Origin of the sequence: Novosphingobium sp. P6W, from assembly GCF_000876675.2 — a bacterium.
Taxonomy (GTDB): Bacteria; Pseudomonadota; Alphaproteobacteria; order Sphingomonadales; family Sphingomonadaceae; genus Novosphingobium.
In genome coordinates this window covers 2645928-2671862 of record NZ_CP030352.1, presented here as the reverse complement: position 1 = coordinate 2671862, position 25935 = coordinate 2645928, and the positions used below count along the sequence as shown (strand labels likewise).

Below are 25935 nucleotides of genomic sequence, written 5' to 3'. Positions count from 1 at the left end.
GCGGCCGGGGCAGGAGACAGGTTCAACCTGCCTGCCCGCCAGCACGCCGGGCCGTTTCCTCGGCAGCGAGGTCCTTCTTCGACAGCTTGCCGATCATCGTCTTCGGCAGCGATTCCCGAAACTCGACCGAGGATGGAATCTCGATCTTGTTCAGCCGCTCGCGCAGGAAGGCGAGCAATGTTTCTTCGTCCAAGATATCCCCCGGATGCAATGCCACGAACGCCTTGGGGGACTGTCCCCTATAGGCATCCGGCACGCCGATCACCGCCGCCTCCCAGACCATCGGATGCTCATAGAGCGCCTCTTCGATGATCCGGGGATAGACGTTGTAGCCCCCGCACAGGATCACGTCCTTGATCCTGTCGACAAGGAACAGATAGCCGTCCTCGTCGAGATAGCCAATGTCTCCCGTGCGCAGGGCGCCGTAGATGAACGTTTTTTCGCTTTCTTCCGGGCGGTTCCAGTAGCCTTTCATGATCTGCGGGCCGCGCGCGCAGACCTCGCCCTTCTCGCCCGGCAGGCAAGTGCGGGTGGGTTCGTTCGGATCGCGGATTTCCAGCTGGGTGCCGGGGAAGGCGGGGCCGCAGGAGTTGTCCTTGACCAGCCCTTCCAGCGGGTTGCAGGCGATGATCGGGCTGGCTTCCGACAGGCCGTAGCCTTCCACCACGTTGACGCCGGTCTTCGTCTCGAACTCGCGGCGCACTTCGAGGGGCAGGGGGGCACCGCCCGAGATGCACACGCGCACATTGTCGAACTCGCCGTGAAGCTGCTGGCCGTTGAGCGCGGTGTAGAGCGTGGGCACCCCGAAGAACTGCGTGGGCCTGGTGCGCTTGGCAGTGGCGAGGAAGGATTTCATCTCGAAGCGCGGCAGCAGGATCATCTCGGCGGCGGTGTCCACCGAATAGTTCAGCACCGTGGTCAGCGCGAAGACGTGGAACAGCGGCAGGACGCCCAGCGTGCGCTCCTGCTTGTCGGGCATATGGCCGACATGGGCAATCATCTGCGCCGAGTTGGCGGCAAGGTTGGCATGGCTGAGCATCGCCCCCTTGGGCACGCCGGTGGTGCCGCCGGTATATTGCAGCACCGCGAGATCGTTCGGGGATCGCTCCACCGGATCTGGCTGGGCATCGCGGGCGATGAGGTTCTCGAACCGGGCATAGCGCAGGTCGTGCGGCTCGTGGGCGATGTCGGCGCGCTTGAACAGCAGGAAGGCGCGGCGCTTGAAGGCGGGCAGCACGTCGGCGAAGGGGCAGACGATCACGCGCTTGAGGCAGGTCTTGCCGACCAGCGGCTCCAGCTTGGGCAGGCATAGCGCAAGGTCGGTGGCGATCATCACCTCGCAGCCGGAATCCTCGACCTGATGGGCCATCTCGCGCTCGGTGTAGAGCGGGTTGAAGTTCACCACGACCGCCCCGATCCGCAGGACTGCGAAGTAGCAGATCACATAGTAAGGCGTATTGGGCAGGCACAGCCCGACCCGCGTGCCCTTGACCACGCCAAGGTCCTGCAGTCCGCGAGCGGCGCGCCGGGAAAGCGCGCCGATCTCGGCATAAGTCCACTTTCGGCCCATGAAGTCGATCGCCGGCCAGGCGCCGTGGGCGTCCACGGCATGGTCGAGCAGGTCGGTCAGCAGACGCGGCGCGATCGGCGGCATCTCGTCCGCATGTTGGGTGGGGGAAGCGGGTGCGACCCCGCCGATCGTCGCCGCGTCATTCATCAGAAGGCCATCCTTGCACCGAGGGAAAATACGAGCGCCGAGGCATTCTCGAGCGTGCCGTTGGTGATCACCGGGGTCTGCACCGGGGTTCCTGCATAGGCGGCCGTGATGCGGTCGATGCTGGCGTCCTTGAAGGTGATGTACGATGCCGCTGCGTCGATGGTGAACGCCTTGCTCATGGCGTAGCTGGTGCCTGCCGAGAAGTTCCAGCGGTTGCTGTCAGGCACGCGCGCGTCGCGGTTGCCGTTCTGGGTGGGGGTCTGGCCGCGCTGGAAGCCGGTGCGCACCGTCCACTGCGGGGTTACGTCGTAATCGAGGCCCATCGCCCAGGTCCAGGTGTTGCGGTAGTTTTCGGGGATCGCGGTGTTGAGCGGGGCGCCGATGTCGATCGTATCGAATTCGCTCCAGCCCATGCGCACGATCTGCCCGTTGAAGGTCAGCTTGGGGCTGAGCTGCGCGCGCACGCCGGCGATCGCCTGCCACGGGGTGCTGAACTGGGCCTTGGCATTGATGACGGCGTTCTGCCCGGCAAGCGGCCCCTGAAGGCCCTCGATCGTCACGGTGCCGTCCAGCTTGTGCTTGATCGCGGACTTGTAGGCGAAGCCCAGCGTTACCGGGCCTTCGTGGATCTGCACACCGGCAGACCAGCCCACATCCCAGCCCTTGCCCTTCAAGTTCTGGTGCCCGTCCGGCAGCAGCGGCGAGAGGTTGGGCAGGTAGTTGCCGAGCGAGGCGTCGACATGCTCGATATTGGCGGCGGCGCCTACGCGCAGCCAGTCGGTCACCGCGACGGCGACGCTGGGCTGGATGTCGAAGGTGCGCAGCTTGGTCTTGTCGGCGGAATAACGCGCCCAGCTGTCGGCATCGTAGTCGGTGGTGAACGAATAAGGTGCGGTTACCGCGAGGCCAACGGCCACTTTGCCGAAGCCGTAAGCGACGGCGCCTGAAGGCAGGATGCCGTTGTTGATCGGGTTCTGCGCACGCGGATCGCCGCCGACCGGGGCAGCCGGCCGGCCCGGGCGCACGATCACGGTGCCGTTATCTACCACGTCGCCGCGCGGGCGGATGAAGCTGGCGCGCACGGAGGCTTCGCCGCCCTGCAGGTCGGCGATCGAAGCGGGGTTCCACCACAGCGAATCGACGCCGGTATCGGCAGCCTCGCCGGAGAAGGCACGGCCCTGTCCGCGCACGGACTGCTCCTGAAGGTAGAACGCCTGCGCATGGGCAGCCCCGGCATAGGCGAAGGCGATCAGACTGGTCGCGCTGGCCAGCAGGATGCGGCCGGACTTGGTATTCATGAGGTACTCTCCCAGTGGTGTCGGCCTTGCTCTGGCAATGACCACATTGTCGGTAACGCTATCGGTATTGGGGCGGACCTTCACTTGATCCGGTTCCATGTCTGCGTCTTGCACAAGGGCCAGACGATGCAGCCCTTCAGTTTGAGGCTGTCAGGGCCGGCGGGGGTGATCGTGGCCTTGTAGGTGCCGCCGTCCTCGGGGTTGTAGATCGAGCCGCCGGTCCACGCGTCGCCGTCCAGCTTGAAGCCGCCGACGATCTGCAGGCCCTTGAGCTTGCGGTCGCGCTTGGAGGTGTCCTTGTTGTTGACGTCCTTCAGTTCGGGATTGGTCTTGATGTGGTCCGACGACATCAGCCTGCCGCAGATCGAGCCGCCGCAGCGGGCGATCTCGACGACGCCGTTCTTCGAAGGGGTGCGCCAGGTTCCCAGCACCGAATCCGCATTCGCGGCGAGGGCAGGAACCGAACAGCAGGCAGCGGCAACCAAAGCCAGCGCCAGGGGTTTCATCACGTGCATTCGAGCGACCTCTCCATCTCTCTACCCGTGTTCGCTTATGTGCCTGGATCCGCCCCTTTTCATGAAGGTGGCTGTTCGATCCCGACCGGAACAAGAATCGGTCTAACCCAAAATTTGCTTGACGTATAGGGAAAGAATTGCACCTTTAGGGAAGACGTTCACGAGGAACGAGGATCGTAACGGATTCGGTATTAACCGAGCCGGTCCGCCCATGGAGAGAATGCATGCAAAGCGTCGTGATCGCGGGATACGCCCGCTCGCCGTTTCACCTTGCCGGCAAGGGCGCACTTGCCCGCGTCCGCCCCGATGACCTTGCCGCGCAGGTCATTCGCGGGCTGATCGGCAAGACCGGCGTCGAGCCTGCCGATATCGAGGATATCATCCTCGGCTGCGCCTTCCCGGAAGGCGAGCAGGGCCTCAACGTGGCGCGTCTGATCGGCCTGCTGGCGGACCTGCCGATCTCCGTCGGCGGCATGACGGTGAACCGGTTCTGCGGCTCGTCGATGAGCGCGATCCACATTGCCATGGGCCAGATCGCCATTGGCGCGGGCGAGGTGTTCGTCTGCGCCGGTGTCGAATCGATGAGCCGGGTGCCGATGATGGGCTTCAACCCGCTGCCCAACCCAGTGCTGGCGAAAAAGAGTGCTGCCTACATGGGCATGGGCGATACGGCCGAGAACGTCGCCGCCAAGTACCAGATTTCGCGCGGCGATCAGGAAGCGCTTGCGGTGGAGAGCCAGAACAAGGCCGCCTCTGCCCGCGCCGAGGGCCGTCTGAACGACGAGATCGTGCCGATCGAAACCAAGGCCGGAACGGTAAGCGAGGATGGCACCATCCGCCCCGATACCACCGCCGAGGCGCTGGCAGGACTGAAGCCCGCGTTCGATGCCCAGGGCTCGGTGACGGCCGGCACGTCCTCGCCGCTGACCGATGGGGCTAGCGCCGTTCTCGTCACGACCGAGGATTATGCGCGCGCCCATGGCCTGCCGATCCTTGCCCGTATCAAGTCGGTCGCGATCTCGGGCTGCGCGCCCGAGACGATGGGACTTGGCCCGATCCTCTCCAGCCAGAAGGCATTGCAGCGGGCCGGGATTTCCGCCGCCGATCTTGACGTGGTGGAACTGAACGAGGCTTTCGCCAGCCAGGCACTTGCCTGCATCAAGGACCTGGGGCTGGACCGCGCCAAGGTGAACATCGACGGCGGCGCGATCGCCATCGGCCACCCGCTGGGCGCAACCGGGGCGCGGATCGTCGGCAAGGCGGCCTCGCTGCTCAAGCGTGAGGGCGGCAGGTACGCGCTCGCCAGTCAGTGCATCGGCGGCGGGCAGGGCATCGCCACCGTTCTGGAGGCCGTGGAATGAGCGACACGATCAGGAAAGTCTGCGTAATCGGGGCCGGCACCATGGGCGCCGGGATCGCTGCGCAGGTTGCCAATGCGGGCGTGCCGGTGCTGCTGCTGGATATCGTCCCCAAGGATGCCGGGAACCGTAATGCCATCGCCGAGGGTGCGGTGGCCAAGATGCTCAAGACCGAACCCGCCCCGTTCATGAGCAAGTCTGCCGCCAAACTGGTCGAAACCGGCAACATCGAGGATCACCTTGAAAAGATTGCCGAATGCGACTGGGTGATCGAGGCCGTCATCGAACGGCTCGACATCAAACAAGGTCTCTACGCGAAAATCGAGGCGGTGAAGCGTGATGGGACGGCGGTGTCGTCCAACACCTCGACGATCCCGCTCGGCCAGCTAGTAGAAGGGCGTTCGGCGGCGTTCCAGCGTGACTTCCTCATCACCCATTTCTTCAACCCGCCGCGCTATATGCGCCTGCTGGAGATCGTCACCGGGCCTGCGACCGACACTGCCATCGCTGCGAAAGTCGAGCATTTTTCCGACGCCGCGCTGGGCAAGACGGTGGTTCGCGCCAACGATACGCCGGGCTTCATTGCCAACCGCATCGGCACTTACTGGATTCAGCTGGGCCTCAATGCAGCGTTCGACATGGGGCTTACCGTCGAGTTGGCGGATGCCATTGCCGGCAAGCCGATGGGCGTGCCCAAGACCGGGATTTTCGGCCTTGTCGACCTCGTCGGCATCGATCTCATGCCGCATCTGCAGGCCAGTCTGACCTCGACTTTGCCCAAGGACGATCCGTACCACGCCATCGCCCGGACCATGCCGCTGATCGAGAAGATGATCGGCGAGGGCTACACCGGCCGCAAAGGCAAGGGCGGTTTCTACCGTCTTAACAAGGAGATGGGCCGCCGCAAGGAAACCATCGACCTGGCGAGCGGCGAGTACCGCGAAACCATTCGCGCCTTCGGCCCCTCAGGCGCGGCGGGCAAGGGTGATCTTCGCGCTCTGGTCGAAACCAAGGGCAAGATCGGCGACTATGCCTGGGCCGTGCTGGGCGGGACGCTGGCCTATGCGGCTGCCCTCGTGCCTTCGGCGGCGGGCGACGTGGTGGCCATCGATGACGCGATGAAGCTGGGCTACAACTGGAAGGCCGGCCCCTTCGAAATGATCGACAAGCTGGGCGCCGACTGGCTGGCTCAGCGACTTGAATCCGAAGGGAAACCCGTTCCCGAAATCCTGAAGATCGCAGGGGACCGGACGTTCTACAGGGTGGAAGACGGCAAGCGGCAGTACCTCGACCTTGACGGCACCTACCATGACATCAGGCGCCCCGAAGGCGTCCTGAAGCTGTCCGACATCAAGCTGGCGTCGAAGCCGCTGCTCAAGAACGGTTCCGCCGCACTTTGGGACGTGGGTGACGGGGTTGTCGCCCTCGAATTCACCGGCAAGATGAACGCGCTCGACGGCGATGTTATGAAGCTGATCGTCGAGGCGATCCCGCTGGTGAAGGCAAAGTACAAAGCGCTTGTCGTATATAACGATGCCGACAGTTTCTCGGCTGGAGCCAATCTGGGCCTCGCCCTTTTCGCGGTGAACATCGCCGCATGGGGCGAGATCGAGAAGCTGATCGCGGGCGGCCAGATGGCGTACAAGGGCCTCAAATACGCGCCGTTCCCGGTGGTCGGCGCGCCGGCGGGCCTCGCCGTGGGCGGCGGGTGCGAAATCCTGCTCCACTGCGACGCGGTGCAGGCCCATGCCGAACTGTACATGGGCCTCGTCGAATGCGGCGTCGGCCTGATCCCCGGCTGGGGCGGTAATGGCGAGATGCTGGACCGCTGGCAGAAGAACAGGGGTATGCCCAAGGGCCCGATGCCGGCCGTCGCCAAGGTGTTCGAGACGGTCTCCACCGCCTCGGTTTCGCGCTCGGCGGCGCAGGCGAAGGAACTGCTGTTCCTGCGCGCCGACGACGGGGTGACCATGAACCGTGACCGCCTGCTCTACGATGCCAAGCAGAAGGCGCTTTCGCTGGTCGAAGGCTATACGGCGCCCGAGGCTCCGACTTTCCGCCTGCCGGGCGAAAGTGGCCGAACCGCGCTGGGCATGGCGGCCGAAGGCTTCCACAAGCAGGGCAAGGCGACCGACTACGACATGGTCGTCTCGGCTGCTCTGGCCGGGGTGCTTTCGGGCGGCGAGGCGGACCTTGTCGACACCGTCAGCGAAGCCGAACTGCTCAAGCTGGAGCGCGAGACCTTCATGCGACTGGTGCGGGAACCGCGCTCGATCGCGCGGGTCGAGCATATGCTCGAAACCGGCAAGCCGCTGCGTAATTGATGTTTGACGGTGAGTGATCCGGCCACCCCCGACCCGTCATTCCCGCGAAGGGTGGGAACCCATCTGATGAAGGCTCGAATGGCGAGCACGTCAGTTGGGTCCCCGCCTTCGCGGGGATGACAAAGCTAGGTTCAGGGTGGTTTCAAGGATTGCCGCACCGACCCCGAGGAGAGTGACAAAATGCAGGTCTATGAAGCGCCCTTGCGCGACATGCGGTTCGTGATCCACGAACTCCACCAGAACGATGGCTTCGGTAACATCGAGGCTCTTGCCGAGTTCACCCCCGACCTTGTCGACGCGGTGCTGGAAGAAGCGGCCAAGGTGGCGACCGAGGTGCTGCTGCCCCTCAACCGCTCCGGCGACATCGAGGGTTGCACCCTTGAAAACGGCGTCGTGCGCACCCCCAAGGGCTTCAAGGAAGCCTACGAGATGTTCCGCGAAGGCGGCTGGTGCGCGCTGGCGTCGGACCCCGAATGGGGCGGACAGGGCCTGCCCGAGACGGTCAACAAGATGACCGAGGAGATGATCTGCTCGGCCAACCTTTCGTTCAGCCTCTATCCGGGGCTGACTCACGGTGCGACGACCGCGATCGAGGGCTATGCCAGCGACGAACTGAAAGCGTTCTATCTGCCCAAGATGGTCTCGGGCGACTGGTCCGGCACGATGTGCCTGACCGAGCCGCATTGCGGCACCGATCTTGGCATGCTGCGCACCAAGGCCGTCCCCCAGGGTGACGACAGCTACAAGCTCAGCGGATCCAAGATATTCATCTCGGCAGGCGAGCATGACCTGACCGAGAACATCGTCCACCTCGTCCTCGCGCGGCTTCCCGATGCGCCTGAAGGGGTGAAGGGCATCAGCCTGTTCATCGTGCCCAAGTACTTGCCGAAAGACGATGGCACTCCCGGTCCCTCCAACGGCGTGTCGGTGGCGGCGATCGAGCACAAGATGGGTCTGAAGGCCTCGGCGACCTGTCAGCTCAACTTCGACGATTCCACCGGTTGGCTGGTCGGCAAGCCTCACAAGGGCATGGAGGCGATGTTCACGATGATGAACACCGAACGCGTTTCGGTGGGCGTGCAGGGACTTGGCGTGGGCGAGGCGGCTTATCAATCGGCCGTGTGGTATGCGAAGGACCGCCTGCAGGGCCGTTCGCTCTCAGGCGTGAAGAACCCCAAGGGACCGGCCGATCCGATCATCGTCCACCCGGACGTGCGCCGGATGTTGATGACGATGCGCGCCTATAACGAAGGCTGCCGCGCGCTTGGCGGCTGGGTCAGCCGGGCGCTGGATGCCGAGCGGTACTCCACCGATCCCGAGGTCAAGCAGCGCGCCGCAGACTTCATCGCGCTGATGACGCCGGTGGTGAAAGCGCTGTTCACCGACCTCGGCTATGAGAACGCCAACCTGGCAGTGCAGGTCTACGGCGGTCACGGCTATATCGCTGAAAGCGGCGTGGAGCAGTACGTGCGCGATGGCCGTATCGCCATGATCTATGAAGGCACCAACGGCATTCAGGCGCTCGACCTTGTCGGCCGCAAGCTGCCCGCGCATATGGGCCGCAACTTGCGCAGCTTCTTCCACCCGGTCTCGCAGTTTATCGAGGCGAACAAGGACGACGAGCAGTTCAAGCCGATGATCGAGGCGCTGGAAAAGGCCTTCGGGGCGCTCCAGCTCTCCACCGCGACGATTGCCCAGAAGGGCCTGAAAGACCCCGAGGAAGCCGGCGCGGCGGCGACCGATTACCTGCGCCTGACGGGTCTGGTGGCGATGGCGTTCTGCTTTGCGCAATCAGCGCTGATCGCGCGGGACAAACTGGCGGGCGGCAGCGACGAGGCCGGGTTCTACAAGGCCAAGCTGACGACCGCGCAGTTCTACTTCGACCGCATCCTGCCGCAGGCGACGACTGCGTTCCTGGCGATCAAGGCGGGCAAGGCGTCGATGATGGCGCTGGACGCCGAGGCGTTCTGATCGGGCGGGGCGGCTTCGCCCCGCTTGACTGCCAAGGCCCACCCTTCCTGCAAACGGGAGGGGTGGGCCTTTCAGTTTCAGACCAGTTCCGGTTCCGAGCGCATCATCAGCCCTTCGGCCATGCGGTCCGCCACCACCGGCGGAGGCAGGCCGCCATCTGCCGCCGCTTCGAGAATTTCGCGGGTGCGCGGGCCGATCTCCAGCACGCGGGCGCGGACCTGGTCGGCGCTTTCGCTCAGGTATTCGGCGGCGACGTTGATGATGCCGCCCGCATTGACCACGTAATCGGGCGCGTAGGATATACCGCGCGCCATCAGCGCCTGCGCCATGTGCGGCACTGCGAGCTGGTTGTTGGCGGCGCCGCACACGACGCCCGCGCGCAGTGCGGCCACGGTCGCGTCGTCCAGCGCGCCGCCCAGCGCACAAGGTGCGAAGACCTGTGCGTCGACGTCGGCAACCGCGTCGATCGGCACGATGTGCGCGCCGGTTTCCTCGGCAAGACGGGCGCAGCGCAAGGGATCGATATCGGCGATGACAAGGCGGGCGCCGTCCGCCGCGAGCAGGCGGGCAAGCCCGGCGCCCACGTTACCCACGCCCAGCACCGAAACGGTCACGCCCGAGAGCGAGCTGCCGAAGCGGAATGCCACCGCTTCCTTCATCGCTTCGAACACGCCCAATGCCGTCCAGGGCGAAGGGTCTCCACCGGCAAGGCCCGGCAGCGCCGTGCGCCCGGCGACGTGGGCGGTCTGGCGGGCGACGCATTCCATGTCGGAGACGCCGGTACCCACGTCTTCGGCAGTGACGTAGCGGCCGTCCAGTTTTTCGACCGCGCGCCCGAAGGCTTCGAACAGGGCGCGGCGGTCGAACTCGCCTGCGGGGCGGCGAAGCACTGCCTTGCCGCCGCCGAAGGGCAGGCGGGCCATGGCGTTCTTGTAGCTCATACCCTCGGCAAGGCGGAAGGCATCGGCCATGGCCTCTTCCGAATCCGGGTAGGACCAGAGGCGGCAGCCGCCCGCGGCGGGGCCGCGCGCCGTCGAGTGGATCGCGATCACACCGTCGAGGCCTGCCTTTTCGTCGAACAGGCGAACATATTCCATCGGCGGCATCATGCGGTGGGTCTGGGCAACCATGCGTAGATTCCTGAGTGAGCTTGGATAAGGTCCCCGTTATGCCAAGATTGTGTCGCGAATTTTGACCTCATTTCGGGTCTTTGAGACAAATTCGAACAAGACCTGTTCTTCATGAGCGTGGTATGAGGTTAAAATGACCGAACTTGATCCGTACGAGAGAAAAATTCTCCGAGAGCTACAGCGCGACGCAAGTCAGACGACGGCGCAGATCGCCGAGCGTGTGGGCTTGTCCTCCTCGCCCTGCTGGCGGCGCATCGACCGGCTGGAGCGCGAAGGGTTCATCCAGCGCCGCGTCGCCATTGTCGACCGGCACAAGGTGGGGCTCAACGCGCACGTCTTTGTGCAAGTGAAGCTCAACGCCCATGGCCGCGCCAACCTCGACGAGTTCGCCGCCAAGATCCGCGAATTTCCAGAGGTGCTCGACTGCTATGTACTGCTGGGTTCGGTGGACTTCATGATCCGCGTGGTGGCGGAAGATATCAGCGCTTACGAGCGTTTCTTCTTCGAGAAACTGTCACAGCTTCCCGGCGTGCAGGAAATCACCTCTACCGTGGCGCTGTCCGAGATAAAGGCGACGACGGCGCTGCCGATCTGACGGAGCGCCTTTGATGCAACGGTTGTGATTGGCCGATGGCTCGCCCATAACGCCCGGCGACACGTAGCCGGGGGAACATGATGGCCGAAAGTCCGACGATCGATGCCGTCCCGCCCAAGGCCACGCTTACCGACGCGATGCGCCTGCGGGCCATCTTCGCAGGATCGGCCGGCAATCTCATCGAATGGTACGACTTCTACGTCTACGCTTTCACCGCGCTCTATTTCTCGTCCGAGTTCTTCCCTGAAAGCGACAGGCTGGTCCAGCTCATGGCCACCAGCGGCATCTTTGCGATAGGCTTTCTGATGCGGCCTTTCGGCGGGTGGTTCTTTGGCCGCTATGCCGATCGCAAGGGGCGGCAGGCAGCGATGGTCGTCTCGGTGCTGATGATGGGCGCGGGCGCGCTGCTGATCGCGGTGCTGCCGACATACGCGGCGATCGGCGCGGCGGCTCCGGCGCTGCTGCTGGTGGGGCGCATGCTCCAGGGCTTTTCCACCGGCGGGCAATACGGCACCGCCGCCACATACCTTAGCGAGATCGCCGGGCCCACGCGGCGCGGCTTCTGGTCCTCGTTCCAGTACGTGACGCTGATCGGCGGACAGCTTTGCGCGACGCTGGTGATCCTGATCCTCCAGCAATTGCTGGGCGAGGACGGGATGAAGGCGTGGGGCTGGCGGATCGCCTTCCTGATCGGCGCGGCGGCGGCGGGCTGCATCATCTTGCTGCGCGATCACATGCATGAAACCGCCAGCGATACCGATCGTGAAGGTGCGCAGGCCGGCAGTATCGTCGAACTGTTCCGCCATTCGACCCGCGCTTTCCTGATCGTCGCGGCGCTGACGGCGGGCGGCAGCCTGATGTTCTATTCCTTCACCACCTACATGCAGAAGTTCCTGGTGCTGACCGTGGGCATGTCCAAGGAAACCGCGACGCTGCTGATGACGGCGGTGCTGATCGTGTTCATGGCGCAGCAGCCGCTGATGGGCCTGCTGTCGGACCGGATCGGGCGGCGCACCAACATGATCGTCTTTGCCGTTTTGGGCGCCGTGTGCATCGTGCCGCTGTTCAGTGCGCTGGCCACGGCGCAGAGCCCGGCCATGGCATTCGTGCTGATCGTGGCCGGGCTGACGATCTGCAGTTTCTACACGTCCGTCAGCGGGCTGTTCAAGGCGGAGCTGTTCCCCGTCCATGTCCGCGCGCTGGGGGTGGGCTTGGCTTACGGCGTATCCAACGCCCTTTTCGGCGGCACGGCGGAGTATTTCGCGCTCCGCTTCAAGGACGCCGGGCTGGAGCACGGGTTCTACTGGTACGTATCGGCGTTCTGCGTGGTGTCGCTGGTGGCCGCGCTGATGCTGCCCGATACGCGGCGGGACAATCCACTCGACCGCTGAACAACTATATCCGGCGATGCATAGAACTGCGCGCAGTGATGAGGATTGTTCATCGCCGCGTGCAATTCCCACGCCATGGCAAGCCGCAACTAAAGGGCGCACAACGGGTTGATGGGCAGATAGGGGCCGCGCTCTGGGCAAGCAGGGTGTGGTCGGACGCGGTTTGCCGTGCCCGTGGCCTCGATAAAGGAACACCACCATGACGCAAGGATGCGGAGCCATTTCCAGGCGCGACGTTCTCAAGACAAGCGCGGCCGGTGCCGCCATCGCCAGTTCGCTGGGGACCGGCAACGTCGCCATGGCCCAGGCGGAGCCCAGCGCGCCGCCCACCGCCGCCGTGCGGATGAAGGTCAACGGCAAGCAGATTTCGCTGACGCTGGACACCCGCACCACGCTGCTGGACACTCTGCGCGAGCATCTGAAGCTGACTGGCACCAAGAAGGGCTGCGATCATGGGCAGTGCGGAGCCTGCACCGTCATCGTGAATGGCCGCCGCATCAATTCCTGCCTGACGCTGGCGGTGATGCACGAAGGCGACGAGGTCACCACGATCGAGGGCCTTGGCAGCGTTGGCGACCTGCACCCGATGCAGGCAGCCTTCGTCGAACATGACGGCTATCAGTGCGGCTATTGCACGCCCGGCCAGATCTGCTCGGCCGTCGCGGTGCTGGAGGAAATCCGGGCCGGCATCCCCAGCCACGTCACCGAGGATATCGGCGCCGCGCCCGGCATGACCACGCTGGAAATGCGCGAACGGATGAGCGGCAACATCTGCCGCTGCGGTGCCTATTCGAACATCGCCGAAGCCATGGCGCAAGTCGCAGGGGTGAAAGCATGAGGCCCTTTACGTACGAGCGCGCCACCAGCGCGCAGGACGCCGCCGCCAAGGCCGCAGCCATGCCCGGCGCCCGTTTCATCGCCGGCGGCACCAACCTGCTCGACCTGATGAAGCTCGAGATCGAGACTCCGGGTCATCTGATCGATGTCAACGGTCTGGGCATGGACCAGATGGTGGAGACGCCGGACGGCGGCCTGCGCATTGGGGCGCTGGTGCGCAACACCGATCTTGCCGCCGACAAGCGGGTGCGCAAGGATTACGGCGTGCTGACCCGGGCGCTGGTTGCCGGCGCTTCCGGGCAGCTGCGCAACAAGGCGACGACGGCTGGCAATCTGCTGCAACGCACGCGCTGCCCCTATTTCTACGACGTCAACATGCCCTGCAATAAGCGCAAGCCCGGTTCGGGCTGCGGGGCGATCGGCGGCTTTTCCCGCCAGCTTGGCGTCATTGGCACGAGCGAGGCCTGCATCGCCACGCACCCCAGCGATATGGCGGTGGCGATGCGCGTGCTGGATGCCAGCGTCGAGACGATGCGGCCCGACGGCACCACCCGCGCGATCCCCATCGCCGAATTCCACAAGCTGCCCGGCCAGACCCCGCAGACCGAAACCGCGCTGGAAAAGGGCGAACTGATCATCTCGGTCGCCTTGCCCAAACCGACCGGCGGCACCCACATATACCGTAAGGTGCGCGACCGTGCGTCCTACGCCTTCGCGCTGGTATCGGTGGCGGCGGTGATCGGCCGGGACGGGAAGGGCGCCGTTGCGCTTGGCGGTGTCGCGCCGAAACCGTGGCGGGTCGAAGAAGCCGATGCGCTGCTGCCCAAGGGCGCGCAGGCCGTCTCCGACCGCCTCTTTGCCGAGGCGACCCCGCGAGAGGACAATGCCTTCAAGATCATGCTGGCGAAGCGCACCATCGCTTCCGTCATCGCTGAGGCCAAGGGCTAAGGAACCGGACGCATGAAGTTCGATACACCCGCAGGGACCAACCCGATCGACCGCATGACCGTGGTCGGCAAGCCCACGCCGCGCATCGACGGCCCGCTCAAAGTCAGCGGCGCCGCGCCTTACGCGTACGAGCACCACGACGTTCCGGGCAAACCCGCCTATGGCTATGTGCTGGGAGCGGCGGTGGCCAAGGGCACGATCCGCTCCATCGACACTGCCCGCGCGCAGCGTGCGCCGGGCGTGTTGGCGGTGGTCACCCATCGTAACGCCGGCAAGCTGGGCAAAGGGCAGATGAACACCGCGAAGCTGCTCGCGGGGCCGGACGTCCAGCACTATCACCAGGCCGTGGCGGTGGTCGTCGCCGAGACGTTCGAGCAGGCGCGCTGCGCTGCCGCGATGATCGATGTCGATTATGCGCGCAGCGACGGGGCGTTCGACCTGGTTGCTGCCAAGGGCGGCGCCAAGGAACAGGGCGGTAATGATGCGCCGACTGCGGTTGGCGATTTCGAGGGCGCTTTCGCATCTTCCCCGGTCCAGCTCGACCAGAACTACACCACCCCGGACCAGAGCCACGCGATGATGGAGCCGATGGCGACCATCGCCGCATGGGAGGGGGACAAGCTGACTGTCTGGACATCGAACCAGATGGTCAACTGGAGCTTGAAGGATCTTGCCGCTACGCTGCAGGTGCCGGTTGAGAAGGTACGCCTGATCTCGCCTTATATCGGCGGCGGTTTCGGGGGGAAGCTGTTCCTGCGTTCGGACGCGCTGATGGCCTCGCTCGGCGCGCGGGCGGCGAAGCGCCCCGTCAAGGTGGCGCTGCAGCGGCCGCTCATGGCCAACAATGCGACCCATCGCCCCTCCACGATCCAGCGCATTCGCCTTGGCTGCGGCAAGGACGGCAAGATCGCCGCGATTGGCCATGAAAGCTGGTCGGGCGATCTGGAAGGCGGCGGTCTTGAAGTGGCGGTGCAGCAGACCAAGTTGCTCTACGCCGGTGCCAACCGCATGACCGCGATGCGCCTTGCCGTGCTCGACCTGCCCGAAGCCAACGCCATGCGCGCACCGGGTGAGGCACCCGGCCTGATGGCGCTTGAAATCGCCATGGACGAAATGGCCGAGAAGCTGGGCATGGACCCGGTCGCCTTCCGCGTTCTGAACGATACGCAGGTCGATCCCGAAAAGCCCGAGCGCCCGTTCTCCCAGCGCAACCTCGTGCGGTGCCTCCAGGACGGTGCGAAGCGTTTCGGCTGGAGCCGCCGCAAGGCGCCCGGCCAGGTGCGCGACGGGCGCTGGCTGGTCGGCATGGGCGTAGCGGCGGCGTTCCGAAACAACCTCAACATGAAGTCGGGCGCGCGGGTGCGGCTGGATGGGCAGGGCACCGTCACCGTCGAGACCGACATGACCGATATCGGCACCGGCACTTACACCATCATGGCGCAGACCGCGGCAGAGATGCTGGGCGTGCCGCTGGCCAAGGTGGTGGTGAAACTGGGCGACAGTTCGTTCCCGGTTTCCGCCGGGTCGGGCGGGCAGTGGGGTGCGAACAGTTCCACCGCCGGGCTTTATGCTGCCTGTGTCAAGCTGCGCGAGGCGATCGTCGAGAAACTGGGCTTCGGTCCCGGCGAGGCTTTGTTCGAAGGCGGGCAGGTCCACGTCGGCAACCGCTCGGCCGACATCGCCCGGGCCGCAAAGTCGGGTGAAATCGTGGCCGAGGATTCGATCGAGTTCGGCGATCTCGGCAAGAAGTTCCAGCAGTCCACTTTCGGCGCGCATTTCGTGGAGGCGGCGGTCGATCGCTATACCGGCGAGGCGCGGGTGCGCCGGATGCTGGCGGTCTGCGCGGCAGGCCGCATCCTCAACCCCACGTCGGCGCGCAGCCAGGTGATCGGCGCGATGACCATGGGCGTGGGCGGCGCGCTGATGGAGGAACTGGCGGTCGACAAGCGTTTCGGCTTCTTCGTCAACCACGACCTGGCCGGCTACGAAGTGCCGGTCCACGCCGACATCCCGCACCAGGAAGTGATCTTCATCGACGAGGCGGACGACAAGGTCTCGCCGATGAAGGCCAAGGGCGTGGGCGAACTGGGCCTTTGCGGTGTCGGTGCGGCGGTCGCGAACGCGATCTATAATGCCACCGGAGTTCGGGTGCGCGATTATCCGATCACGCTCGACAAATACCTCGACCGGCTCGGCGAAGTGGTCTGATCGCATTTGACGCGCTAAAAGGCTGAGGGCCGCCATCCGGCGGCCCTTTTCACAGTACCGGGACAATCCGCAGATGCCGTTCAGGCGCGCCGACCTTGCCGATCTCAGCTACTTCCTCGCCATTGCCCGGCACCGCAATTTCCGCAAGGCAGCCACCGAACTGGGGGTAAGCGCCTCGGCGCTCAGCCATTCGCTGCGCGGGTTGGAGGAGCGCCTGAAGGTGCGGCTGGTCAACCGCACCAACCGCTCGGTCACGCTGACGGCGGCGGGTGAGGATCTTGAGCAGTCGATCCGCGACCCCTTCGCCGCGATCCACGACGCGGAAGACCGGCTCAACTTCCACCGTGATGCGCCCACCGGCCGCGTGCGCATCAACGTGCCGGACGATGCGGCGACGCAGCTTCTGGCGCCCATCCTGCCCGAATTCGTCGCGCGCTATCCCGACGTCGAACTCGACATCTGCGTCGACAACGCGATGATCGACGTGACGCAGGAGGGCTTCGACGCCGGTATCCGTTTCGGCGGAACCGTGCCTGAGGATATGATCGCCCAGCGCCTCTCGGCCGATTTCAACTGGGTCATCGCCGGCTCGCCTGCCTATTTCGAGAGCAGGGGCGAGCCCATCCACCCCGAAGACCTGATGCGCCACCAGTGCATCCGCATCCGCCTGGGCAACGACCGCATGTACAAGTGGGAGTTCGAACGCGGCGAGGAAGCGCTGGTGCTCGACGTGCCGGGCGGCGTGACCGTCAACAACGGCGGCGCCAGCCGCGCGATGGCCCTGCGCGGACTGGGCCTGATCTACATCGCCGAGGAGGGCATCGCCGACCTCGTTGCGCTGGGGCGTCTGCGCGTGGTGCTGGCGGACTGGGCCTCGCCGGGGCCGGGGTATTTCATCTATTATTCGAGCCGCCGGCAAGTGCCGCGCGGGCTGCGCCTGCTGGTCGAACTGATCCGCGAACTCCGGCCGCTGGGCCTGTAGCGCGCGGAAAGAACCGCTTGCCGGATCATTGCGGTATTTGTGCGATTAAGTCGCATTAGCCATGGAAAAGTCCGTGGCCGCAGCTATCTAGAGGGGGCAGACCCTTCAGGAGCCCAGAGCCATGGATACCCGCCGCGAGTCCGACAGCATCGGTGAAATCGACGTCCCCGCATCCGCCTACTGGGGCGCGCAGACGCAGCGCAGCATCGAGAATTTCCCTTTCGGCCCGTCCGAGCGGATGCCCATCGCGATCGTCCACGCCATGGCGCTGGTGAAGCAGGCGGCGGCGCGGGTGAACCGCAAGCACGGGCTGGACGCAAAGCTGGCCGATGCGATCGAAGCGGCTGCGGCCGAAGTGGTGGCGGGCAAGCTGGACGACCAGTTTCCGCTGGTGATCTGGCAGACCGGCAGCGGCACGCAGACCAACATGAACCTCAACGAGGTGATCGCCGGCCGCGCCAACGAGATGCTGGCAGGTACGCGCGGCGGCAAATCGCCGGTCCATCCCAACGATCACGTCAACATGGGGCAGTCCTCCAACGACAGCTTCCCCACCGCGCTCCACGTCGCCGCGGCGCGGGCCGTCACGGACACCTTGTACCCCGCGCTCGACACGCTGTTCGGGGTGCTCGACGCCAAGGCGAAGGCGTGGGCGGATATCGTCAAGATCGGCCGCACCCACCTGCAGGATGCAACGCCGGTGACGCTGGGCCAGGAATTTTCCGGTTACGCGCAGCAGATACGGCTGGCACGGCTGCGGATCGAACCGGCGGTATCCGAGGGTATGACCGCGCTGGCGCAGGGCGGCACGGCCGTCGGCACGGGCCTCAATTCCTCGCCCGGTTTCGATGTGGACTTCGCCGGCGAAATGTCGCGGCTTACCGGCCTTGCGTTTCGCCCGGCCGAGAACAAGTTCGAGGCGCTGGCTTCCAACGATCCGCTGGTGCACTTGTCCTCGACCCTGGCGACGCTGGCGGTTGCGCTGACCAAGATCGCCAACGACGTCCGCTGGCTGGGGTCCGGCCCGCGCTCCGGCCTTGGCGAACTTGATCTTCCGGCGAACGAGCCAGGCAGCTCGATTATGCCGGGCAAGGTCAACCCGACCCAGTGCGAGATGCTGACGATGGTGTCCGCGCAGGTCATCGGCAACCATCAGGCAGCGACCATTGGCGGCCTGCAGGGCGCATTCGAGCTGAACGTGTTCAAGCCGTTGATCGGGGCGGCGGTGATGCGTTCGATCGATCTGCTCTCGGTCGGCATGGTCAGCTTCGCGCAGCGCTGCGTCGAGGGGATCGAACCCAACCGCGCGCGTATCGCCGAACTGCTCGACCGTTCGCTGATGCTGGTGACGGCGCTCGCGCCCGAGATCGGCTATGACAACGCCGCCAAGATCGCCAAGCATGCCCATACCAAGGGGCAGACCCTCAAGGAGGCCGCGCTGGAGCTGGGCCTTGTGGACGAGGCGACCTTCGACCGGGTGGTGCGCCCCGAAACGATGATCTGACGCCTTGCCCACTTTTTTACTGGCAAGGGGCGCTCTAATTTTTGCAACGATCCGTTCCGATCATTGCGTTTGATCGATAGGGGGTGAGCAGGCAGGAAAGAAGCGTTACACCGCTTTTTCCTGCCGCGCCTACCGATCGTGAGACCATGGCCGAAACCCCCGCTGCGCCCCTCCGTGCCGCAGTTCCCCTGAGCGCTGCGGATATTGCCGCTGCCGCCGCCGCGCGCGGCCTGCCGATCCTGCCTGAGTGCGAGGCAGGCGTAGCTGCAAATCTTGCCTTGCTGGCGCGCCATGCCCGCACGATGCGGGGCGAGGCGGCATGATGCCCATCCGCGAAATCGCCGCCGCCGTGCGCGAAGGGCGCTTAAGCGCCCGCGTTATCGTTGAGGAAGCCCTTGCCGCGCTGGTCGAGGCGGACCGCACGCTGATCGCGGTAACCCGCATTCTCCACGACCGCGCCCGCGCCGAGGCGGATGCCATTGACGCCATGGTCGCAGCAGGGCGCGATCCCGGACCACTCGCGGGCGTGCCCTACGGTGTGAAGGATCTGTTCGACCTGGCCGGGCTGCCCACCACGGCCGGCTCCACACTCTACGCAGACGCTGCGCCGGCCGCCACCGATGCCGAGGCCGTGGCGCGCCTCAAGGCTGCCGGCGCGGTCGTGGTGGCCACGCTCAACATGGACGAATTCGCCTACGGCTTCGCGACCATCAATGCGGCTTTTGGCACCACCCGCAATCCCCACGATCCCGCCCGCCTTGCCGGTGGGTCCTCGGGCGGATCGGCGGCGGTGGTTGCGGCCGGGCTGCTGCCTTTCTCGCTCGGCTCGGACACCAACGGGTCGGTGCGCGTGCCCGCCAGCCTGACCGGCATCTACGGCCTCAAGCCCAGCAACGGCGATCTGCCGCTGGGCGGTGTGTTCCCGTTTGCCAAGAGCTTTGACGATGTCGGCCCCTTCGCCCGTTCGGTGGAGGACATGGCGTTGGTCTGGGAAGTGCTGACCGGCCGCAGCGCCGAAGCGTCGGGCCGCGCGATGCGGGTCGCCCGCCTTGGCGGCCGTTTCCGCGAAAACGCGGACCCCTACCAGCTTGCCGCCATCGATGCCATCGCGCCCGATGCTCCGCTGGTCGAACTGCCCGAGATCGCCCGCGCCCGCTCCGCCGCGTTCCTCATCACCGCTTACGAGGGCGGCGCCCTTCACCGTGATGCGCTGGCTGAAAACGCCATGGCCTTCGACCCGCAGGTGCGCGACCGGCTCCTTGCGGGCGCGCTGCTGCCCGATGCTCTTTACGCAGAGGCGCAGGCGTTCCGCACCGCTTACCGCGCCCGGATCGAGGCGCTGGTTGCGGACTATGACGTGCTGCTGGCGCCTGCAACGCCCACCACCGCGCCGCTGGTGGCGGACCCGCGCATCCTGATCGACGGAGCGCTAAGCCCGGCGCGGGCGGATCTTGGCATTCATACCCAGCCGATCAGCTTCACCGGATTGCCGTCGCTGGCGGTTCCGCTCTACCGTCCGGGCAAGTTGCCTATCGGCCTCCAGTTGATCGGCGGACCGGGGCGCGAGGCGGACCTCTTCGCCTTTGCCGCCGCGCTGGAGCAGCAGGGTGTGACCGGGTTTTCGGCGCCAGCGAATGAAACGGCGCCCGGCGTCCCTCCCGTGCAGGGGGAGCCGATCCCCTGAGAGGGGGATAGGACGCGAGACAGGAATTGCATCCCGACCTGATACGGTCGGGGTGAACGTGAACAAGCATCGAAGCTGCGGGGGCGGCAGGTTTCAGGCATTTTCACCGCTCGGCGCGGTGTTGGGGGCATAGCGTGACGCAGACACAGACTATTCACGGCGGGCCGAGTGGGTCCGACATCCCCGAGGCCGCACCTTCGGGCAGGCTGGACCGCTATTTCTCGCTCACCGCGCGCGGCACCAACGCGCGTACCGAGGTGCTGGCAGGGATGACCACCTTCCTGACTATGGCCTACATCGTACTGGTCAACCCGGCGATCCTGGGCAGCGCCGGGATGCCGGTCGCCTCGGTAGCGGCGGCGACCTGTTTCGCGGCGGCCTTCGCCTCGATCCTGATGGGCTTCGTCGCCAATGTGCCGCTGGCGCTGGCGCCGGGCATGGGCCTGAACGCCTACTTCAGCTTCACCGTCGTCCAGCAGATGGGCGTACCCTGGCCAGTGGCGCTGGGCTGCGTGTTCCTTTCCGGCATCGCCTTTTTGGTACTGACCCTGACCGGCGTGCGCCAGCTGATCGTCTCGGCCATTCCGCAGTACCTTTTCGCGGCGGTTGCAGGCGGCATCGGCCTGTTCATCGGCTTCATAGGCCTCAAGGGCGCCGGCATCGTGGTGGCCAATCCGGCGACGTTCGTGGCGCTGGGCGACCTTAAAAGCCCCGGCGCGGCTCTGGCGCTGTTCGGCCTTGTCGTGATCGGCGCGCTGAGCGTGTGGAACGTGCGCGGGGCAATGCTGGTCGGCATCGTCGCCACCACGCTGGTCGGCTGGCTGGCGGGCATGGTCACGGTCAGCCCTGAGCCTTACTCGCTCGCCGCGCTGACGGGCACGGCCTTCCAGCTCGACCTGGGCGGCGTTTTCGGCCTGTCCGGCAAGCAGGGGCTGGGGCTTCTCGAAATCCTCTTCGTGTTCCTTTTCGTCGACCTGTTCGACAATATCGGAACGCTGGTCGCCGTCACCAAGCGGGCCGGGCTGATGGACGCAGCCGGCCGTATCCCGCGCCTCAACCGCATCCTCATCACCGATGCCGCCGCCACCATCGTCGGTTCGATGGCGGGCACCAGCACCGTGACCTCCTATGTGGAAAGTGCGGCGGGCGTGCAGGCGGGCGGGCGCACCGGCCTTACCGCTATCGTCACCGGCTTGCTGTTTCTGGCGACGATGTTCGTTGCACCTTATGCGCAGGTGATCCCGCTGGCGGCGACCGCGCCCGCGCTCATCATCGTCGGCGGACTGATGCTGCTGCCGCTGACCGAGGTGGAGTGGGAAGACCCGCTTTCGGCGATCCCGGCGTTCCTGACCGTGGCGATGATCCCGCTGACGTTCTCGATCGCCAATGGCCTGGCCTTTGGCATCACCGCCCATGCCATCCTCAAGATCGTGCGCGGCACGATCCGCAAGAGCGACGCTTTCCTGCTGGTTCTGGCCCTGTTGTTCGTCGCCCGCTTCGTCTGGATGGGAGCCGCCTGATGCTGAAATACGCCTTGATCGCCGCCGCCTGCACGCTGGCTGCCGCTCCGGCGCTGGCCGACGAAAGGTTGGACATCACGCCGCGCACCTTGGTGATGACCGCTTATCAGCCCGAATGGAACGCGCTGGTCCATGCCGTAACGGCGCCCAAGGAATACCGGATCAACGGCATGACCTACCTGACCGGCACGCTGGAAGGTAAGCCCATCCTGCTGATGCAGAGCGGCGTGTCGATGGTGAACGCGGCGATGAACACGCAGCTTGTGATCGACAGGTTCACTGTAAAGCGCATCGTCTTTTCCGGCATCGCCGGCGGCGTCGACCCCGGCCTTTCGATCGGCGACGTGATCGTGCTGGAGGACTGGGGCCAGTACCTGGAAGTAAACTTTGCGCGAAAGGCGGGCAAGAAAGCCTGGAAGTCACCCGAGGCGGTTGCTCCCGAGGCGCCGGGCAACTGGAACTTCATCTTCCCGCGCGGGGTGACCGTGGCCAATGCCGCCACGCCGCCGCAGCGCATCTTCAAGTTCCCGATGGACGCAGGCCTGCTGGACCTTGCCCGCAAGGTCGCGCCCACGGTGGACATGGAAGCCTGCGTGCCGCCATCGCCCACGCAGCTGCCCGATACCGAACTGTGCCTGAAGAAGGCGCCCAAGGTCGTCGTAGGCGGCACCGGCGTCAGCGCGGGCGTCTATGCCGACAACGCCGAGTTCCGTGAGTATCTGTTCAAGGCCTGGAACGCCCGCGTCCTCGACATGGAGAGCGGCGCGGTCGCGCAGGTCGCCTATGCGAACCAGGTGCCGACGATCGTGTTCCGCTCGCTTTCCGACCTTGCCGGCGGCGACAAACACAAGAACATGGAAGACACGTATGAGCATCTCGCCGCCGTGAATTCCGCCCATGTGGTGCGCGCATTCGTTGCCGCGCTTCCCGATTGAGGCCGCCGGAATGAAAACAGTCACCGCGCAAAACGGCATCGTCACCGCGCCGCACTACCTTGCGGCGCAGGCCGGGCGCGATGTGCTGGCCGATGGCGGCAATGCCGTCGAAGCCTGCGTTGCGGTCGCGGCGACGTTGGCCGTGGTCTATCCGCATATGACCGGGATCGGCGGCGACGGCTTCTGGCTGATCCGCGAGCCGGATGGCCGGGTGCATTCGATCCACGGCTGCGGCGGCGCAGCGGCAAAGGCGGAGCTTTCGCTCTACGCCGGCCTTGACGCAGTGCCGACGCGCGGGCCCTTGGCGGCGAATACGGTGGCGGGCACGATCTCGGGCTGGGCGGCGGCGCTGGCAGGGGACGGCTGCACGTTGCCGCTGGACCGCCTGCTGCGCGACGCGATCCAGCATGCGGAACGGGGCGTGTCGGTAACGGCGGGCGGCGCGGGCATAGCAGCGGCCAAAGGCGGCGAACTGCGCGGCCAGCCCGGCGCCTATGCGCAGGTGTTCGAGCCTGAGGGCAAGCCGCTCACCGAAGGCGACGTGCTGCTCCAGCCGCTGCTGGCGCAGACGTTTCGCAAGCTGGCGGCGAACGGCCTCGACGATTATTACCGGGGCGAACTTGCACAGCTGATCGCGCAGGACCTTGCGGCGCTGGGCAGTCCGGTGTCGCTGGCCGACCTGAATGCCCATGCCGCCAGCCGGCCCGATCCGCTGCACACCGCTATCTCCGGCGCGGCGCTCTACAATGCAACTCCGCCTACGCAGGGCTTTGCCGCGCTGATGATCCTGGCGCTGTTCGACCGTCTCACGGCCGATGCGCCCGACAGTTTCGATCACGTCCACGGCCTGATCGAGGCGACAAAGCAGGCGTTCCTGCTGCGCGACGTCCATGTAGGCGATCCGGCCTATACCGACTTCGATTTTCAGGCCTTGCTTTCCGATCCGGCTGCGCTGGACGAACTGGCTTCCCGCATCGATCTTGCGAAAGCGCTTCCCTGGCCGCAGCCGCCGCAGTGGGGCGATACCTGCTGGTTCGGCGCGGCGGACAGCGAGGGCAGGGTGGTGTCCTGCATCCAGTCCACCTACTTCGAGTTCGGCTCCGGGCTAGTCCTGCCGCAGACCGGTATCACCTGGCAGAACCGGGGCAGTTCGTTCCGCCTTTCGGAAGGCGGCTGGAATGCACTGAAGCCCGGCCGCAAGCCTTTCCATACGCTCAATCCGGCGCTCGCCGTGTTCGACGATGGCCGCATCATGGCCTATGGCACAATGGGCGGAGAGGGGCAGCCACAGACGCAGGCCGCCCTGTTCAGCCGCTACGCCCGCTTTGGCGTGGACCTGCAGGAGGCGATCAGCACCCCGCGCTGGCTGCTCGGCCGGACCTGGGGAGAGCAATCGACCACGCTGAAGCTGGAGGACGGCTTCGACGATGCGCTTTATGCAGCCCTTGCCGAGGCTGGCCACGACGTCGAGCGCGTCGGCCCGCTGACGGCGACGATGGGCCACGCCGGGGCACTAGTGCGCCTCGCGGGCGGCGGTTTTGAAGGGGCTACCGATCCGCGCAGCGACGGGGGCGTGCTGGGATGGTGACAGTTCGGCCAAGGGCGGTGCTGTGGGCCGAGGGCTTCGACAAGCTCAGCCTGAGCGGGGTTGGTAGGACAGTTTCCCCATTCCCGTTCAGCTCGAGTAACGTCGAGAAAGATGCCCTACAAAACCCGCTCAGGCTGAGCTTGTCGAAGCCCCCGCGCACAGGCGCAAGGCCATGATCGCCGCAGACCTCCCACCCGGCGGCGCCCGTGCCGTTGCCTGCTGCGATGCACTGGGCACCGCGCCTTATTCCGACATGGAAGGCGGGCTGTTTCGCGGCTATCTGACGCCTGCCTACGCAGCCTCTCAGGAGGCGCTGGCCGGCTGGATGGAATCTGCCGGCATGACCGTACGCCGGGATGCCGCCGCCAACCTAATCGGCCGTTATGAAGGCAGCCTCGCCAAGGCACCGGCGCTGGTGATCGGTAGCCATCTCGATTCGGTCCGCGATGCGGGCTTCTACGATGGGCCGCTTGGCGTGATGCTGGGTATCGAAGCGGTCGCCGTGCTCCACGAGCAGGGACGAAGAATGCCGTTCCCGATCGAGGTCTATGCGTTCGGCGACGAGGAAGGCTCGCGTTTTCCCGCAGCGATGCTGACCTCGCGCGCGGTTGCCGGAACGCTGGACGCCGCCGCGCTGGATGTAGCGGACGCCGAGGGCATCACTCTTGCGCAGGCGCTGCCTTGCGTGGCTGACTATCTCGACGCCCGCCGCGATCCCGCCGCTACGCTGGCCTACCTCGAAGCGCATATCGAGCAGGGCCCGGTGCTGGAGGCGGACGGCCTCGCAGTCGGCACCGTCACCGGGATCGCCGCGCAGCTTCGGTACGCCGTCACCGTCAAGGGCATGGCAGGACACGCCGGCACTACCACGATGCGCCTGCGCCGCGACCCGCTCGCCGGGGCAGCGGCCATGATCCTCGCCGTCGAGCAGCTTGCGTGCGGGGACAATTCGGACGTGGTCGCCACGGTCGGCACGATCGAGGCGCTGCCCGGCGCCGCCAATGTCATCCCGGGCGAAGTCCGCTTTACCATCGACGTGCGCTCAGGCTTGGAAACCCGGCGCAACGGCGTGGCAGAAGCGATCCTTGATCGTATTGCTGAAATCGCCGACGCGCGTGACCTCGATTTCGCCACCGCGCTCATCCACGATCTTGCCGCCAGCCCCTGTGCGCCCGCGCTGATGGATTTGATGGACGAGGCGCTTGTCGCTGCCGGGCAGCCAGTGCGCCGGCTTGTCTCGGGCGCCGGGCACGATGCCATGGTCATGGCGTCGCTGTGCCCCACCGCCATGCTGTTCATCCGCTGCACCGGCGGCGTAAGCCATAACCCCGCCGAACATGTCGAACCTGCCGATGTCGAAATCGCGCTTCAGGTCATGCTTGGCTTCATAGATCGCCTTGGAGAGAACTTTGCCGCCTGAACTGGACCCC

The 25935-nt window shown here is 65.7% G+C and carries 20 protein-coding genes; 16 read left to right on the top strand and 4 right to left on the bottom strand.

Annotated features, from left to right (window positions below; genetic code table 11):
- Positions 1–22: 22 nt before the first annotated feature.
- The 3 genes from TQ38_RS12885 to TQ38_RS12875 form a co-directional block, all read right to left on the bottom strand.
- Complete coding sequence (locus TQ38_RS12885; protein ID WP_052505539.1) at positions 23–1717, bottom strand: long-chain fatty acid--CoA ligase; 1695 nt, start codon at positions 1715–1717, stop codon at positions 23–25.
- On the bottom strand, positions 1717–3015 hold the full coding sequence (locus tag TQ38_RS12880; RefSeq protein WP_043970938.1) for an OmpP1/FadL family transporter: 1299 nt from the start codon (positions 3013–3015) through the stop codon (positions 1717–1719). The genes TQ38_RS12885 and TQ38_RS12880 overlap by 1 nt, the downstream gene beginning before the upstream one ends.
- Before the next feature lie 80 nt (positions 3016–3095).
- The gene (locus tag TQ38_RS12875) at positions 3096–3530 is read right to left on the bottom strand and encodes a DUF2147 domain-containing protein (RefSeq protein WP_043970936.1); all 435 of its coding nucleotides are present in this window, start codon (positions 3528–3530) and stop codon (positions 3096–3098) included.
- A gap of 224 nt (positions 3531–3754) precedes the next feature.
- Here TQ38_RS12875 and TQ38_RS12870 point away from each other — a divergent pair, with 224 nt between their 5' ends.
- From TQ38_RS12870 to TQ38_RS12860, 3 genes are all read left to right on the top strand, one after another.
- On the top strand, positions 3755–4891 hold the full coding sequence (locus TQ38_RS12870; RefSeq protein WP_043970934.1) for a thiolase family protein: 1137 nt from the start codon (positions 3755–3757) through the stop codon (positions 4889–4891).
- A complete protein-coding gene (locus TQ38_RS12865) occupies positions 4888–7212 on the top strand; it encodes a 3-hydroxyacyl-CoA dehydrogenase/enoyl-CoA hydratase family protein (protein ID WP_043970931.1) in 2325 nt (774 codons plus the stop codon). The genes TQ38_RS12870 and TQ38_RS12865 overlap by 4 nt, the downstream gene beginning before the upstream one ends.
- Positions 7213–7392: 180 nt before the next feature.
- Positions 7393–9183 carry an acyl-CoA dehydrogenase C-terminal domain-containing protein gene (locus TQ38_RS12860; RefSeq protein ID WP_043970929.1) on the top strand — a complete coding sequence of 597 codons (1791 nt, stop codon included), beginning with the start codon at positions 7393–7395 and terminating at the stop codon, positions 9181–9183.
- Positions 9184–9260: 77 nt separating this feature from the next.
- Here TQ38_RS12860 and TQ38_RS12855 read toward each other — a convergent pair whose 3' ends face one another.
- Positions 9261–10313 carry a Glu/Leu/Phe/Val dehydrogenase dimerization domain-containing protein gene (locus tag TQ38_RS12855; RefSeq protein WP_043970926.1) on the bottom strand — a complete coding sequence of 351 codons (1053 nt, stop codon included), beginning with the start codon at positions 10311–10313 and terminating at the stop codon, positions 9261–9263.
- 133 nt (positions 10314–10446) lie between these two features.
- Between TQ38_RS12855 and TQ38_RS12850 the strand changes: the two genes are divergently transcribed.
- The 13 genes from TQ38_RS12850 to TQ38_RS12790 all read left to right on the top strand — a co-directional run bounded on the left by TQ38_RS12850 (position 10447) and on the right by TQ38_RS12790 (position 25925).
- Entirely contained in the window at positions 10447–10908 is a 462-nt protein-coding gene (locus tag TQ38_RS12850; RefSeq protein ID WP_043970923.1) for an Lrp/AsnC family transcriptional regulator, read from the top strand.
- 80 nt (positions 10909–10988) lie between these two features.
- Positions 10989–12299, top strand: coding sequence for an MFS transporter (locus TQ38_RS12845; RefSeq protein WP_162792264.1), 1311 nt, complete (start codon positions 10989–10991; stop codon positions 12297–12299).
- A 199-nt stretch (positions 12300–12498) separates the two neighbouring features.
- A complete protein-coding gene (gene paoA / locus TQ38_RS12840) occupies positions 12499–13137 on the top strand; it encodes an aldehyde dehydrogenase iron-sulfur subunit PaoA (RefSeq protein WP_043970919.1) in 639 nt (212 codons plus the stop codon).
- Complete coding sequence (locus tag TQ38_RS12835; protein ID WP_043970916.1) at positions 13134–14084, top strand: xanthine dehydrogenase family protein subunit M; 951 nt, start codon at positions 13134–13136, stop codon at positions 14082–14084. The genes paoA and TQ38_RS12835 overlap by 4 nt, the downstream gene beginning before the upstream one ends.
- A 12-nt stretch (positions 14085–14096) precedes the next feature.
- Positions 14097–16292: an aldehyde oxidoreductase molybdenum-binding subunit PaoC gene (gene paoC / locus TQ38_RS12830; protein ID WP_043970915.1), complete on the top strand. Its 2196-nt coding sequence runs from the start codon at positions 14097–14099 to the stop codon at positions 16290–16292.
- A gap of 73 nt (positions 16293–16365) precedes the next feature.
- A complete protein-coding gene (locus TQ38_RS12825) occupies positions 16366–17274 on the top strand; it encodes a LysR family transcriptional regulator (RefSeq protein ID WP_043970913.1) in 909 nt (302 codons plus the stop codon).
- A gap of 121 nt (positions 17275–17395) precedes the next feature.
- Positions 17396–18778 (top strand): class II fumarate hydratase, encoded by a 1383-nt coding sequence (gene fumC, locus TQ38_RS12820; protein WP_043970911.1) that lies wholly within the window; start codon positions 17396–17398, stop codon positions 18776–18778.
- A gap of 146 nt (positions 18779–18924) precedes the next feature.
- Positions 18925–19101: an AtzG-like protein gene (locus tag TQ38_RS12815; protein ID WP_113941923.1), complete on the top strand. Its 177-nt coding sequence runs from the start codon at positions 18925–18927 to the stop codon at positions 19099–19101.
- On the top strand, positions 19098–20462 hold the full coding sequence (locus tag TQ38_RS12810) for an AtzE family amidohydrolase (RefSeq protein WP_043970910.1): 1365 nt from the start codon (positions 19098–19100) through the stop codon (positions 20460–20462). Before TQ38_RS12815 ends, TQ38_RS12810 begins: the two co-directional genes overlap by 4 nt.
- 179 nt (positions 20463–20641) lie before the next feature.
- On the top strand, positions 20642–21982 hold the full coding sequence (locus TQ38_RS12805; RefSeq protein WP_205316114.1) for an NCS2 family permease: 1341 nt from the start codon (positions 20642–20644) through the stop codon (positions 21980–21982).
- Positions 21982–22917 carry a 5'-methylthioadenosine/S-adenosylhomocysteine nucleosidase gene (locus tag TQ38_RS12800; RefSeq protein WP_043970909.1) on the top strand — a complete coding sequence of 312 codons (936 nt, stop codon included), beginning with the start codon at positions 21982–21984 and terminating at the stop codon, positions 22915–22917. The genes TQ38_RS12805 and TQ38_RS12800 overlap by 1 nt, the downstream gene beginning before the upstream one ends.
- Positions 22918–22927: 10 nt before the next feature.
- The gene (locus TQ38_RS12795; RefSeq protein ID WP_043971699.1) at positions 22928–24505 is read left to right on the top strand and encodes a gamma-glutamyltransferase family protein; all 1578 of its coding nucleotides are present in this window, start codon (positions 22928–22930) and stop codon (positions 24503–24505) included.
- 172 nt (positions 24506–24677) lie between these two features.
- The gene (locus TQ38_RS12790; protein ID WP_043970908.1) at positions 24678–25925 is read left to right on the top strand and encodes an allantoate amidohydrolase; all 1248 of its coding nucleotides are present in this window, start codon (positions 24678–24680) and stop codon (positions 25923–25925) included.
- The last annotated feature ends 10 nt before the right edge of the window (positions 25926–25935 follow it).

Excerpts from the sequence above, each read along its gene's own strand:
- TQ38_RS12885 (WP_052505539.1), bottom strand. The coding sequence starts at position 1,717 with ATGAATGACGCGGCGACGATCGGCGGGGTCGCACCCGCTTCCCCCACC.
- TQ38_RS12880 (WP_043970938.1), bottom strand. The coding sequence starts at position 3,015 with ATGAATACCAAGTCCGGCCGCATCCTGCTGGCCAGCGCGACCAGTCTG.
- TQ38_RS12875 (WP_043970936.1), bottom strand. The coding sequence starts at position 3,530 with ATGCACGTGATGAAACCCCTGGCGCTGGCTTTGGTTGCCGCTGCCTGC.
- TQ38_RS12870 (WP_043970934.1), top strand. The coding sequence starts at position 3,755 with ATGCAAAGCGTCGTGATCGCGGGATACGCCCGCTCGCCGTTTCACCTT.
- TQ38_RS12865 (WP_043970931.1), top strand. The coding sequence starts at position 4,888 with ATGAGCGACACGATCAGGAAAGTCTGCGTAATCGGGGCCGGCACCATG.
- TQ38_RS12860 (WP_043970929.1), top strand. The coding sequence starts at position 7,393 with ATGCAGGTCTATGAAGCGCCCTTGCGCGACATGCGGTTCGTGATCCAC.
- TQ38_RS12855 (WP_043970926.1), bottom strand. The coding sequence starts at position 10,313 with ATGGTTGCCCAGACCCACCGCATGATGCCGCCGATGGAATATGTTCGC.
- TQ38_RS12850 (WP_043970923.1), top strand. The coding sequence starts at position 10,447 with ATGACCGAACTTGATCCGTACGAGAGAAAAATTCTCCGAGAGCTACAG.
- TQ38_RS12845 (WP_162792264.1), top strand. The coding sequence starts at position 10,989 with ATGGCCGAAAGTCCGACGATCGATGCCGTCCCGCCCAAGGCCACGCTT.
- paoA (WP_043970919.1), top strand. The coding sequence starts at position 12,499 with ATGACGCAAGGATGCGGAGCCATTTCCAGGCGCGACGTTCTCAAGACA.
- TQ38_RS12835 (WP_043970916.1), top strand. The coding sequence starts at position 13,134 with ATGAGGCCCTTTACGTACGAGCGCGCCACCAGCGCGCAGGACGCCGCC.
- paoC (WP_043970915.1), top strand. The coding sequence starts at position 14,097 with ATGAAGTTCGATACACCCGCAGGGACCAACCCGATCGACCGCATGACC.
- TQ38_RS12825 (WP_043970913.1), top strand. The coding sequence starts at position 16,366 with ATGCCGTTCAGGCGCGCCGACCTTGCCGATCTCAGCTACTTCCTCGCC.
- fumC (WP_043970911.1), top strand. The coding sequence starts at position 17,396 with ATGGATACCCGCCGCGAGTCCGACAGCATCGGTGAAATCGACGTCCCC.
- TQ38_RS12815 (WP_113941923.1), top strand. The coding sequence starts at position 18,925 with ATGGCCGAAACCCCCGCTGCGCCCCTCCGTGCCGCAGTTCCCCTGAGC.
- TQ38_RS12810 (WP_043970910.1), top strand. The coding sequence starts at position 19,098 with ATGATGCCCATCCGCGAAATCGCCGCCGCCGTGCGCGAAGGGCGCTTA.
- TQ38_RS12800 (WP_043970909.1), top strand. The coding sequence starts at position 21,982 with ATGCTGAAATACGCCTTGATCGCCGCCGCCTGCACGCTGGCTGCCGCT.
- TQ38_RS12795 (WP_043971699.1), top strand. The coding sequence starts at position 22,928 with ATGAAAACAGTCACCGCGCAAAACGGCATCGTCACCGCGCCGCACTAC.
- TQ38_RS12790 (WP_043970908.1), top strand. The coding sequence starts at position 24,678 with ATGATCGCCGCAGACCTCCCACCCGGCGGCGCCCGTGCCGTTGCCTGC.